This window comes from Paraburkholderia sp. BL10I2N1 (assembly GCF_004361815.1).
In the GTDB taxonomy this organism is placed as follows: domain Bacteria; phylum Pseudomonadota; class Gammaproteobacteria; order Burkholderiales; family Burkholderiaceae; genus Paraburkholderia.
Genome location: NZ_SNWA01000001.1, coordinates 2,737,288 through 2,749,953 on the forward strand (window position 1 = coordinate 2,737,288; position 12,666 = coordinate 2,749,953).

Annotated in this window: 7 protein-coding genes and 1 pseudogene; 4 read left to right on the forward strand and 4 right to left on the reverse strand. The window is 60.4% G+C overall.

Annotated elements, in window-relative coordinates:
* Nucleotides 1-317 precede the first annotated feature (317 nt).
* Together B0G77_RS12840 and B0G77_RS12845 are read left to right on the forward strand one after the other, a co-directional pair.
* Nucleotides 318-2,414 (forward strand): DNA methyltransferase, encoded by a 2,097-nt coding sequence (locus B0G77_RS12840; protein WP_166656151.1) that lies wholly within the window; start codon nucleotides 318-320, stop codon nucleotides 2,412-2,414.
* Between the two features lie 3 nt (nucleotides 2,415-2,417).
* On the forward strand, nucleotides 2,418-5,033 hold the full coding sequence (locus tag B0G77_RS12845; RefSeq protein WP_133662469.1) for a DEAD/DEAH box helicase family protein: 2,616 nt from the start codon (nucleotides 2,418-2,420) through the stop codon (nucleotides 5,031-5,033).
* A 498-nt stretch (nucleotides 5,034-5,531) separates the two neighbouring features.
* On the opposite strand, the gene B0G77_RS12850 is transcribed toward B0G77_RS12845, so the two are convergent.
* The gene (locus B0G77_RS12850) at nucleotides 5,532-6,395 is read right to left on the reverse strand and encodes a class I SAM-dependent methyltransferase (RefSeq protein WP_026226061.1); all 864 of its coding nucleotides are present in this window, start codon (nucleotides 6,393-6,395) and stop codon (nucleotides 5,532-5,534) included.
* A 95-nt stretch (nucleotides 6,396-6,490) separates the two neighbouring features.
* Nucleotides 6,491-7,381, reverse strand: a complete 891-nt coding sequence (locus tag B0G77_RS12855) for an NAD(P)/FAD-dependent oxidoreductase (RefSeq protein WP_133662470.1) — start codon at nucleotides 7,379-7,381, stop codon at nucleotides 6,491-6,493.
* 285 nt (nucleotides 7,382-7,666) lie between these two features.
* Here B0G77_RS12855 and B0G77_RS12860 point away from each other — a divergent pair, with 285 nt between their 5' ends.
* Together B0G77_RS12860 and B0G77_RS12865 are read left to right on the forward strand one after the other, a co-directional pair.
* Nucleotides 7,667-8,299 carry a TetR/AcrR family transcriptional regulator gene (locus tag B0G77_RS12860; RefSeq protein ID WP_018421953.1) on the forward strand — a complete coding sequence of 211 codons (633 nt, stop codon included), beginning with the start codon at nucleotides 7,667-7,669 and terminating at the stop codon, nucleotides 8,297-8,299.
* A pseudogene (locus tag B0G77_RS12865) lies at nucleotides 8,293-8,408 on the forward strand (IS5/IS1182 family transposase); the annotation flags it as partial. The gene B0G77_RS12860 and the pseudogene B0G77_RS12865, both read left to right, overlap by 7 nt.
* Before the next feature lie 449 nt (nucleotides 8,409-8,857).
* On the opposite strand, the gene B0G77_RS12870 reads toward B0G77_RS12865, so the two are convergent.
* Both B0G77_RS12870 and B0G77_RS12875 read right to left on the reverse strand, forming a co-directional pair.
* Nucleotides 8,858-10,564, reverse strand: a complete 1,707-nt coding sequence (locus B0G77_RS12870) for an IS1634 family transposase (RefSeq protein WP_133662471.1) — start codon at nucleotides 10,562-10,564, stop codon at nucleotides 8,858-8,860.
* Between the two features lie 913 nt (nucleotides 10,565-11,477).
* A complete protein-coding gene (locus B0G77_RS12875) occupies nucleotides 11,478-12,467 on the reverse strand; it encodes an AraC family transcriptional regulator (RefSeq protein WP_133662472.1) in 990 nt (329 codons plus the stop codon).
* Between the last annotated feature and the right edge of the window lie 199 nt (nucleotides 12,468-12,666).

Sequence of the window (12,666 nt, forward strand, 5' to 3'; positions counted from 1 at the left end):
TCTACCGGTATCGACGGCTTAATACTGGACAGCGCGAGGAGATTCGAGGCGCGGGGAAGGCGGGCGAGGCGAACGAGCGCGCGCCGCTCGAGGCGTTGCGAGGAGAATCGAGGTGAGGCTCGCGCAACGCGGGGTGCCCTTCAAGATTCGGATTTTCTCGTAGGTTGGTGCCACACCTGAAGCAGCCGCACAGATGAAGCCTCGGTTTCTGACGCGCCTGGATCGCGCTAGATTCACAAAAGATGCATGGCGACAGCAAATTCGCCCGATCGCTCTGCACCTCTGGCATCATTGCGGACCACGTTAAGGAGTTGCCTGTGTCCCGATTGACCGACCTGATTGCCCAAGCCAAAATCAAGGATCAAAAATTAGGGGCAGATCTTGATCGGGAATTCAAGGTTCTGTCCTCGCGCCTGCCCTTCGGACTGAACTTTGAGCGCCACCGCCCTGAAGCCGTGGAGTTGCCCCAGTGTCCTGTCCGTAAGGGAGACAAGGTCCGTATTTTGCCGGCGCGGGGCACCGTCAAGATGGGCGATCAGCGCTTGTGGCAGGTAAAGGCCATCCACAAGGCCACGAAGCAAGCCGATTTGGTTCTCCTAGGTGTGGAGGCCGTCGAGACGCAAACGGTTGCGCTGGATGATCTGGTGGTGGTGGCCGAGTTCAGCGACACGATCCACCCCGGTCTTGTGAGCACCGGTAAGGTAAAGCGCGGGGGCGACAAGCCGTTCCATACCGTCATCAACGGCGAGAACTACCACGTCTTAAATGCGCTGACCTACACACACCGTGGCAAGGTTGATGGGATTTACATTGATCCGCCATACAACACCGGGGCGAAGGACTGGAAATACAACAACGATTACGTCGAGGGCGATGATCTGTACCGCCATAGCAAGTGGCTCGCGATGATGGAGCGGCGTCTCTTAATCGCGAAGGAACTACTGAATCCGGCAAATTCGGTGCTAGTCGTTACGATCGATGAGAAGGAGTATTTGCGTCTGGGGCTGCTCTTGGAGCAGGTCTTTGAAGGCAGCAGGGTGCAGATGGTCAGCATCACTATCAGTCCGAGAAGCACCAGCCGCGCCAACGAATTCTCGCGAGTCGATGAGTACGCCTTTTTCGTGTTCGTTGGAAACGTCGAAATCGGGACTGGCGAACGTTCAGGCGACGATGCTGAAGTTCGATGGCTTTACCTCCGGCGAACTCAGCGCTCGCTTGTACGCGGCTCGCGTCCGAGGCAGTTCTATCCGGTGTATGTAGACCGTGAGACCATGAAAATCGTCCGTATAGGTGATCCATTGTCGAACGGGGATCGAATTGAGGACATCCCAGTTGTGAGGGGCGCGACGCCCGTGTTTCCAATCACCCCAGACGGTACCGCGCTGATCTGGGGACTCACTGGCCCGAGCTTACAACAGGCTATTGATGGAGGCTATGTCCGAGTTACGCCTGGAAATGAGCATCAACCCTACACGATCGCGTACCTCTCGACAGAGGACATCAAACGCGTCGAGTGTGGCGAATACCGAGTCACGGGTACCCGGCCGGATGGATCGAAGATCGTGATGATACCTGGCGGCAAAGCCGCCCGACCAAGTACCGTCTGGCGCGAAGCAAAGCACGATGCAGGGGCTTACGGAACCTCGTTGCTGCGATCGCTTCTGCCTGGCCGCACTTTTCCGTTTCCGAAATCGCTCTACGCAGTTGAGGATTCACTGCGTCTTTTCGTTGGCAACAAGCCTGACGCGGTTGTGGTCGACTTCTTTGCAGGCTCCGGAACTACTGCTCACGCAGTGATGCGCCTCAACAAGCAGGACCGCGGCCGTCGCCAGTGCATCTCTGTGACGAACAACGAAGTCGCAGCGGACGAGCAAAAAGCATTGCGAGAACAGGGCTTGCGCCCCGGCGATCCGGAATGGGAGCAGCACGGCATCTGCGACTTCATCACGAAGCCGCGTGTTGAAGCCGCCATTACCGGCAGGACGCCGGACGGGCAACCGATCAAGGGCGACTACAAGTTCACCGACGAATTCCCGACGGCCGAAGGCTTCGAGGAGAACGCCGAGTTCTTCACGTTGAACTACGAGATCTCGGTCTCGGTCAGCCACAACCTGGCCTTCGGTCGCATTGCTCCGCTGCTTTGGTTGCGGGCCGGTGCTCGCGGTCAACGCATCGACAAGTTGCCCGCCGATGGTTGGGCTGTCGTGGATGCCTACGGTCTGTTGACGGACGTGGACGCAGCGACGCCCTTCATCAAGGCGGTCAAGGCGGCCAACACCATCAGAGTAGCCTACATCGTCACCGACGACGACCGGCGCTACCAGGCGATCGCACGCCGTCTGCCGGACGGTGTGGAACCGGTGCGTCTCTACGAATCCTATTTGACCAACTTCAGCTTTACCCACGGAGACTGACGGATGAAGTTCACTCTCAAAGATTACCAGCGCGATGCGGTGCGCGATGCCTTGGCCAATCTCGGCAAGGCACGCAGGTATTGGCGCAGTGAGAGAGACAAGACCCACTTCTCCCTCACCGCCGTCACGGGCGCAGGTAAGACCGTCATGGCCGCTGCGGCGTTCGAGGCGCTGTTCCACGGGGACGACGATTTTGGCTTCGAAGCTGACACGGGTGCCGTCGTCATCTGGTTCAGCGATGACCCGTCTCTGAACGAGCAGACCCGCTTCCGTCTGATGGAGGCCAGCGACCGTATTAACCATACCGACATGGTTGTAGTTGAGAACACCTTCAATCGGCCCAAGTTCGACGCGGGGAAGATTTACTTCCTCAACACACAGAAGTTGGGCAAAAACAGTTTGTTGGTGCGAGGCTTCGATCAAGACGAACTTGAGGCCAAGGCAGGTAGCCTGCTGCCCGAGACCCGTCCGGATCTACGGGCCTATACGATCTGGGACACCATCCAGAACACCATCGAGGACCCGGACTTGACCCTGTATCTGGTGCTCGACGAAGCGCACCGTGGCATGGGCAATTCCACTATGGCCAGCCAGAATGCCAAGAGCACCATCGTCCTTCGTTTGATCAACGGCACCGGTGGAGTGCCCGGCATTCCGGTCGTCCTTGGCATCTCCGCTACGGCCGATCGATTCAACCAGGCAATGGAAGGCGCCACGAAGCGGGTGAAATTGGACAACGTGACCGTGGACCCGACGAAGGTACAGGAATCCGGCCTGATCAAAGACACGATATTGCTCGACATTCCGGAAGAGGCTGGCGAGTTCGATACGGTGTTGATCCGTCGTGCGACCGACAAGCTGAAGGAGTCCACGCAAGCGTGGAACGAGTACGCCAAGCAGCAGGACGAATCACACACCGTCCTCCCGCTGATGGTATTGCAGGTGCCGAACACGCCGGATCCGAACGAGATCGGACGCGCGCTGGACACCATCTATGCGCGCTATCCGGAACTACCGCCCGGTAGCGTGGCCCACGTGTTCGGGCAGCACACCACGCTCCGCTTCGGCAACCGTGATGTACCCCACATCGAGCCGCAGCGCGTTCAGGAATCGGACTGGGTGCGAGTGCTCGTCGCCAAGGATGCGATCAGCACCGGTTGGGATTGCCCGCGTGCCGAAGTGATGGTGTCGTTCCGCGCGGCCAGCGACCGCACACACATTACGCAGTTGCTCGGTCGCATGGTGCGTTCGCCCCTTGCACGTCGCATCCCCGGCAACGAACGATTGAACACGGTCGAATGTTTGCTGCCAAAGTTCGACCGAAAGACGGCAATCAGTGTAGTCGATGCGTTGATCAGCGGCGACGATACGCAGGCCGCGACGCCGGGTCGTATCCTGATCGATTACGTTGAGGTCAAGCCTAATCCCGCCGCGCCGGTGTCGGTGTGGCAAGCGTTCGAGGCCCTGCCGTCGCAGACCCGTCCGCAACGTGGCGCGAAGCCAGCCAAGCGCCTGACTGCGCTTGCGCACGAGCTGGCATCGGACGGAATTCTGCCGAACGCGGGCAAGTTGGCCCATGCCGCATTGCACGAAGCACTCGACCGCTTCCAACGGGACAATCGGGAGACGATCGCGGCCAGGCGCGAGACCGTGTTGACGGTGGACGGGCGGACCGTCCGCGCCGATCTGCAAGGCAAGGCCAAGAGCTTCAACCAGTTGTGGGAAGAAGACGCCGATGCCGCTGCCATCGCCGATGTCTATCGACGTGCCACACACGTCTTCACGCCGGACATCGCCCGCACCTATGTTGACCACCTGGCCTACAAGGTGGCCAATCCGGACCGCGATGCCGAAGAGTTCCTGGAAGCCATCGTTGAAGCGCGCGTCACCGTGGCCGGCCTGGGCCTTGTGACCGAAGTCCAGGCTTACTTTGACGGCGAGGCCGACCGTCTGGCGAAGACCTGGATGGCGCAATACGGAGCGCACATCAAGGCGTTGAACGACGACCGCAAGGAATCGTACCGCCAGGTCATCGAGATGAGCTCAGATCCGCAGGACGTGGAGTTGATCAAGCCGGAAACGCGGTTTGAGCCGACGAAGGCCCGTGACGGCCACACTGTGACCGACCTGCCAACCTGGCAGAACCACCTGCTCTGCGACAAGGACGGCGGGTATCCGGCCGAACTGAACGCATGGGAGACGAAGGTGGTCGAGACCGAATCCGGCCGCAGGGGATTCGGCTTCTGGTATCGCAATCCGCAGCAGCCGGGTCAATCGTCGTTGGGCGTGGCCTACCTGTCGGACGGGCAATACCGGATGGTGCGTCCGGACTTCATCTTCTTCGCTACGCTCGACGACGGGACTGTGGTCGCGGATCTCGTCGATCCGCACGGCACGCAGTTTAGCGATGCGATCCCGAAGTTGCGTGGACTTGCACAGTATGCGCAAACCCACGCGACGGCCTACCGGCGTATCGAAGCCGTAGCCGAGGTGAAAGGCAAGTTGCGTGTGCTCGATTTGACGCGCGACGACGTGCGAGCGGCAATCGACACGTTGCAAGGTGGCGATGTCACGGCGCAAAGCCTGTTCGCCGGGATCCTGGCGAGTGACTATCTTTGACGCTAGGGGAAAAGTGTCAGCAACCAACGCGAAAGCGGTCATCGATCGGATGGACTGGGGACGGACTATCTATATTGGGTCGCTGGACGCCTTCAGAATCCGAATCTTGAAGGTCCCCCCAACGCGGGAGGGCGAGCGCAAAGGAGCGTGTGGCGAGGGCCTCGAGGCGAGCGCATGGCGCGCCGGTGTTGTAATGAAAAGGAAAGAAAATGGTAAAGGTTGTGGAGCCGTTTTAACACGGTTTAACACAACCTCCTCGCAAAGCCTTACCTAGTAAGGATGAGAGGGGCGAATGCCGTTTGCATTGGACCGCACGCGGCCACAAACTGCCGGTCACATGCGCCGCCGGAAGGCCGCTCAGGCGCCGGCTCTGCTTCGCAACCGGCCATCTGATTGTCGCAAGGCGAGCGCTCGTTCAGCGGCCAGAAGGGACATCAATCTGGCCGGCCAAAGACGCCCTGTTCCACCGAGCGGAGGCATCTCCCCTGTTAATCCCTGTCAGCTTGCCGGATTTCGTGCCATGACGACCCATGCCGCGCCGTTGATCATCACCGACCCCTCGCCGGGGAGGCTCGCGAAGGCGGCACGAACTGCGGCGGAGGCACGGGCGCGGATGTCGTCGGGCTGACCAGCGAGCGCACGCGACAGCGGGCCGACCTCAAGCGTCATCCTCACTGCGTCGTCGATCGCCGCGTCCCGCGTTTCGCCCTCGCCGAATGGGACGGCCGCGTCGAAGGGCGAGATAACGATTTCGGTGAAACCGGCCGCCGTCAGGATGCGCGCCACGTGCTCCCGGTCGCCGAACGAAAACGGGCCGGGCGCTTCGGGATCGGGGAGCGCGCTCGGCGGGACGATGTCCTTGAGCGCGCCCACCGGCAGTCGCATCCAATCGTTCTCGGCCGCACCGCGCCAGCAGACGAAAGCGACCCGGCCGCCCGGCCGGAGCGCGCGTCGCATATGGGCGAACGCCGCTGTCGGATCGGGGAAAAACATCACGCCGAAACGCGAGAACAGAATGTCGAACGCGCCTTCGGGCAGCTCTGCGCTGCTGGCGTCGGCCACCTGAAACAGGGCCGGCGTATCGTGGCGCGCAAGCGCGCGCGCTCGATCGATCAGCGGTTCGGATATGTCCACGCCCAGCACTTGGCCCCCCGCGCCGACGCGAGCGGCCAGAGCCAGACTTGACGCACCCGCGCCGCAGCCGATGTCCAGCACGCGCTCACCCGTCGCGGGCGCGGCGGCTTCGATCGCGGCTTGGCCGAACACCGCCACCAGAGCGTCGAGCCGGGCCTGGTTGGCGACCCAGCGCTCCCCGCTTTGACCATTCCAGTCACCCACCTGATCAGCACTTTGCTTTGCCATGTCATCTCCTTGACTCGACGATCCGCCTTTCGCCGCGTCGATTTACGCCAACCTTTTCGAAGGCGACGACGCAACAAGAGCAGGGATCTGTGCTCTCAAACCACCATCGACTGCTGGGCGAAGATACCCGCCATCGCGCCCTGCGATGAAGCCTGGGTGACCGAGGGCAAGAAGGGCGTGGCGAGGTCGCCAGCGGCGTAGATGCCGGGCATGCTGGTTTGGCGGCGCTCGTCGACTTTGAGGACGATGCCGGTGGGCGTATCGACCGTGGCGAGGCCCAGTGATTCATGCAGGCGTGCGGACGGCTTGTTGCGCGGATGGGCGAACAGGACGTCGACCGCGACGCGGCGGGTATCGAGATTGACGGTGTTGATATGGCCCTTGTGATGGGCGATCTCGACGATCCGGCCATCGACGACAGGTATGTTGCGACGCGCCAGATCGACTTGGATATCGGGCGCAATGTCATGACCATCGGCGAAGACAGTCAGCTTGTCCGTCCAATCGCGGAACAGCCTGGCAGACTGGTGCGACTGCGGGCTGGACCAGACGAGGCCCCAATGCTGGCCGGCGACTTCAAAGCCGTCGCAATAGGGGCAGGGCACGATGGACGTGCCCCAGCTTTCGGCAAAGCCCGGAACATCAGGCATCTGGTCGGCGACGCCATAGCTCAGGATCAGGCGGTGCGCCCTCAGGCTTTCGTTATCGTCAGTGACGACGCAGAAATCGTCGATGGCGCCAGACACGCTCTCGGCCCGGGCATTGACCAGCCTGATCGTTGGATAGCGCGTCAACTGCTGCTGCGCCTCGACCAGGATGTCCAGCGGTGGCTTGTGATCGTGGCCGAGCAAGCCATGCGAGTGGCCTGCAAAGCGATTGCGCGGCCGGCCGGTATCGAGAACCGTGACCTTGCGGCGGGCACGGCCGAGCTGCAGGGCGGCGGCGAGGCCGGCAAAGCTGCCGCCGATGATGATGACGTCATCCATGGTGATGGGCTCCGTGTTGTGATTGGAGGGGTGGGCTGGGCGTGGTGTGCAATATCGTCCAGCGATACGCGCTTGAGACGGTCAGCGAGTAGGGCTTCGGCATTGGCGAGAAAGTTGCTGATGGCTGTATTGATCGGCCCCACAATCCCGCATTCGATATCGCCAGGCGCCCCGGGGAAACCTGATTTGGGCAACTGGTTGAAACCTATCCTTGGCTTGCACATTTAAGATACTGCGTGGTATCGTAGTGCAAGAATTTGAATACTGTCAAGTACTGGAATTGTTGTGACCGAAAACAGCCAGAGCCGGCGCGGCCGGCCCGCCAACGAGGCGCTTCGCCAAACGATCGTCGACGCCGCCTGCGAACTCTTTGTGGAATTGGGTTTTCAAGCGACGACCATGGACAAGGTCGCGCAGCGGGCGAAGATATCCAAGCTCAGCATCTATCGGCACTTCGAGAACAAGGAGGCGCTGTTCAGCGCGGCCATGGTGGCCCACTGCCATCAATTTGCACCCCAGGCCCTTTCTGAAAGCGTCGACGGTTCAGCCGAAGATCAGCTCATGGCGGTGGGATCATCCCTGCTTCGCACGCTGTTGAGCCCGGACGTCCGCAGTGTCGAAGCCATGGTTTTGGCCGACAAGACGAATCAAAAGTCGTTAAGCAAGCTCCATTACGAAGCCGGGCCCGCCCATGTCATCGCCCAAATCGAGGCCGTGTTGCGTCAGTTGCACGCGAAAGCGATTCTGAACGTACCCGATGCTCTCCGATCCGCCCGCTTGTTTGCCGCGCTTTTCAAAGGATCCGATCTTCTGCTTGTCGCACGCTTCGATGAGGCGAGAGCAGAGGATGACAACGAAATCGAATCCTATTGCCGGTCGGCCGTCGCCATGTTCATCGCCGCGCACGGTGGCATCTAAAGGTGCGCTATCGCGGCTTGATGAAGAACCCGCAGAGTTGCACACGCTGTTCGCTCTAAGCAATCTGTGGATGACGCGCGAACGACTGATGCGCGAGGCCGCTGCATGAGCGCAAAAGCCGCCCGCGCGGGCAGGCAATCGGCGCCTTCCTTATGCCGAACGTAGCGCTGCATTCGAGCCAGGTGCCGCACCGCTTCCACCGCATCGGCCCTATGTGGATGGCTCAGTGCGGCAAAACGAGTTCTGAACACCATCCCTAACCTTGCGGGCGCTTCCTTTCGATCTGGTGAACGACAAGCTGATTGCTTATAGAGAAATCAAACTTAAGTTCGAGAGCAATTCGAGGGTCGAGCAAGACGTCATCCTTGCACGGCGTAAGCCGCCTCACCAACTCACGGGTCTAAGCGTCCGCAGAGGCCGATGACTTGTCCCCCAGGCGACGGCACGGAATGACCGTTCCACTCCGATACCTACCCTTAGACTGAAGTTGCTGCACCCGCGACGCAAAGTTTTCTTTTGAATCAACCGGTTGCGGTTGATTCAGTGTTGGGCTGCTGCCTACAAGGCGATGGACTTCAGCAGCTCAAGGGCTTGCCGCTGTTTGGCGTCGGGTGCCGTATCGAGGGTGAAGGTGGCTTCGTGTGCAGCCGCGCCTGGGTGATGGCAGGCATTGCGCACGATGGTGCTGAGGTGGTGTAGCAGCGAATCGAAGCTGTGCACGCAGGTGCCGTCGTCCAGCGTCCTGTTCGAGACTTTGCGCAATGCGTTGGCCGAGCGCCTGGCCGGAGCGACCGGATCGCGTTGCGCCTTGGCCGCCTGGTCTTCGTCCGCGAACAGCAGTGGGCGCCAGGCCTGCATCATGTGCCATTTGACGTAGTAGGCGAGCATGCACAGCAGCAGGTGGGCACGCACCCGGTCGGCCAGGCGGTGATAGATCGGCCGCACCTCGAGGTCCACGCTCTTCATGGAACGGAAGGCCTGCTCGACCTGACTGAGGCTCTTGTAATTGCGCACGACGTCATCGCTGCCCATGCGCTCTTGCGCTACCGCGGTGCGGATCACGTAGATGCCGTCGAGGCTGGCTTCCTGCGCCACCCGTGCGTCGTTGATCGTGTACCCAAACGAGGCGTCACCCATTTCCAGATCAAGGTGCTTGCCGACCTTGTGGCGGTTGAGCACCTTGCCCACGCACAGGCCGATGCGGTCCTGGCCTTTCAGGCGCCCGGCGGCCACCCGCAGGCGGATCGGTTCGAGCAGTGCAACAGTGGCCTCCAGCAGCGCCTGGCGCTTGTGGGCCCGCCTCTTCGCCAGTTCGGGGTTGCGGCAGGCCACCAGGCGCTCGCCCGGATAGTCGGCGTGGGTAAATTCGAACAGGTTGCGCTCATCAAAGAGCCCGAGCTGCAATGCCCCCTCGCTGGCCAGCACACGCAGGCTGCCGGTCTTCAGTGCGGTGATCCACTGTAATCCGGCGTCGGCCCTGAGCGCATCGATATGGGTCTGGGCGATCATGCCGCGGTCGCCCACCAGCACCATCTCGTCGATGCCAAAGCGCTCACGCAGTTGCCTGACCTGTGGCATGAACGTGTGCGCATCGGCCGTGTTGCCCTCAAACACCGAGATGGCAACCGGCACGCCGCGCGCATCGGTAAGCAGTCCATAGTTGACCTGCAGCTTGCCGCGCTTGCCGTCACGGTTGTACCCGAGGGCGGCCAGCTCACAGGTGCTGCCCTCGAAGTAGCTCGAACTCAGGTCATACAGCACGATGCCACCGGGCTGCAGATAACGCTGCGCGAGCTTGCCCTGGATCGCATCCTGACGCTCGAGCAGCCAGTCCATTGCGGCGTACAGCGCCTGCTCGTCGCAGACGTCGAGCTCAAACAGTTCCGGCAAGGTGGTGGTGTCCCACCAGCGCGTGGTGGCCAGCTTGCTGTGGGGGCTCAGTATCCGCGCAGCGATCATGGCCAGCACGCGCTGGCGTTCTGCACATGGGCGTGTCGACAGCAGCTGCGGCAGCCCCAGGCGCTGCATGGCCAGCCAGACCGCCTGCACATGACCGTGATGTCGTGAGCCATCGATCTCGAAGAGGGACGCCGGCGCGACCAGCTTCTCGCCGCGCAGCACCTGGCGGATCAGCTCGATCTGGTCGGCGGTCAGCGCGGAGAGATTGGCGAGGGTGCGCTTTTTGACGGTCTTGCCATCGCGGTAGGACTCGCGCAGCAGCACGGTCGGTGGCGAGTCGCGGTTGGGGATGACGTGAATGTGCATGCCCACTTTATAGATTAACCATCCAAAAATTCAAGGAGTAAAATTAGTAATTACATGCCTACATTTTTTGCATCCTAAAAAACCCGGCGCCGCCACAGGCCGGGCTTTTCAGGTCAAAAGATTAGGTTTTTGGGAAGCAACCTCAGCTTAGAACAGAGACTGCTCGACCGGCTGCAACGGGTCGATTCCGGACGCCTAGCGTACGAAAAAATCCAAATCTTGAACGCCCCCCACGTGGCAGGGGAGCGGAAAGAAGAGTGCGACTAGGCTAGCGCATGACGCGCCGCTATCGTAAGCAAAAAGAAAGAAGATGGTAAAGGTTGTGGGGCCGATTTAACACGGTTTAACACCACCTTCTCGCAAGGCCTTACCAGGCAAGGCCTCAACGAGGTTCAAATCCTCTCGCCCCGACCAATACCCGCAAGGGTTGACGGGATTTCGCGTAAACCCTGTCTAACAAGCGCCCCAGGTACGCTACCTGCGGCGGCCGATGCATGGTCTGTGTAGACAGGATCGGCGATGGAATTCGCAGCTGTTACCTTGAATAAAGCCGTCGTCGAAAGCGGCTCGATGCTGAGCCAGCTCCGCATCGCAGCACTCAATGCCCAGGGAGAACCCGGCCCGGGTGTGTCATGAAGGATTGCTGATGAATGCGTTCAGGCCTTGATCGCCTGGCCGGGCAGGGCGGAGCAGCGAGGAACCGGTGACGGTGTCACGCCTGCCGTATACCGGTTCACTGTCACGGTCAGCATCTGTGTCGAATATTTCCGGCTTTCTCGCAAGGAACCGAGCAGTCCCGAGACAGATTCGACATGTGAAGCGGACGGCTGCGCCGAGGCGATATTCAAGCCTGTGCTCGCTTCGAATCAACTACAGAGCCTGTGCAGCCACTGATGGGAGCCGATACGGCTGGCTATCGCAGTTCAGCATGAAGATATCGGTAAACGTTCAGGCGCATTTCTTGAGGTGTCATTTCGTAGGCGCGCCGAAACGCACGCGTAAAGTCGGATGCACTTTTGAAGCCGACAGAATACCCAACATCCTTGATCGGAACGCCCGGACATCGAACGAGCTCGTCTGCGGCGACGCGCAAGCGAAGATGACGAATATAAGCACCAAGCCCACCCTCATGTTCGAATAGCCGATAAATCGTGCTGCGTGGGAGCCCTAACGATTCAATTACGCTATCGGGTGACAGCTCGCATTCCTGCAGGTTTTCGCGGACATATCGTCGCGTATTTTCGAACATGAGCGCACGGACGACGGCTCGCTTGCTGCCACTCAAACCAGCCTCTTCCCCGAATGCGGCTGCGATGAGTTCCACGAGGCCGGCGAGTTTGCGATGACCATCCTCGAACGGCATGTACCGGAAGTTCTCGACTAGCGTCGTAGCGCGCTCGACGATAAGCCGCGTGGCGGGCCCGCTCGGATCGAGCACGCGTCCGTGTATTGCTGCTGGGTCGGAGAACACGTGTCGCAGCAGGTTGGAGGGCACAACGAGCGTGATGTATCGGCACGCCTGCCGCCGCAGGCGTACGGGCTGTTCAAAGTCGGTGGCAAGTATGCTGCCCCCACACAAGCGGTACTCACGGTTCCTGGCAAGCGTTGTTGCCAAATGAGCGTCACCGTCCAGCAAGATGGTAAAACCGATGCCGCGCGCGTGATCGCGCGAAATGCGGGCGATGGTGCGTTCGATCGTTACATGATCGGTATAGGTGTCACTGATACGAAATTCGCCGATATCGTAACGGTCGTTGATGCAGATAAAGGGCAGTCGAACCTGCTCACGTGACGGCACAACCTCGACAATTTGGCCTAGCTGCTCCCAATAAGCCAGCAATTGCTGTTGTGGCGGCAGCCCGGAAACATCGAATCGGTTGTAAACGATGCCATTCGCGAGCATATCGTGATCCGTAGCAAAGTAGGACGATGAGGATTCGATCCGGCAACGAGAGACCGGCGGCAACGATCTCACAGCTGAGTATCGGGGGAATGACAAGGTGGCGCCCCGCCGCCTCCGCGTATCCAGTTAGCGGTCTAAACTGCACAAGCTTATCTTAATGTCGCCGATTTACGCCTGCACTGATTAACATGAGGGCCGT

What these genes read in the sequence shown, in the direction of transcription:
- B0G77_RS12850 (WP_026226061.1), bottom strand. Translation starts at nt 6,395, where the DNA reads ATGGCAAAGCAAAGTGCTGATCAGGTGGGTGACTGGAATGGTCAAAGC.
- B0G77_RS12870 (WP_133662471.1), bottom strand. Translation starts at nt 10,564, where the DNA reads ATGCACATTCACGTCATCCCCAACCGCGACTCGCCACCGACCGTGCTG.
- B0G77_RS12855 (WP_133662470.1), bottom strand. Translation starts at nt 7,381, where the DNA reads ATGGATGACGTCATCATCATCGGCGGCAGCTTTGCCGGCCTCGCCGCC.
- B0G77_RS12875 (WP_133662472.1), bottom strand. Translation starts at nt 12,467, where the DNA reads ATGCTCGCGAATGGCATCGTTTACAACCGATTCGATGTTTCCGGGCTG.
- B0G77_RS12845 (WP_133662469.1), top strand. Translation starts at nt 2,418, where the DNA reads ATGAAGTTCACTCTCAAAGATTACCAGCGCGATGCGGTGCGCGATGCC.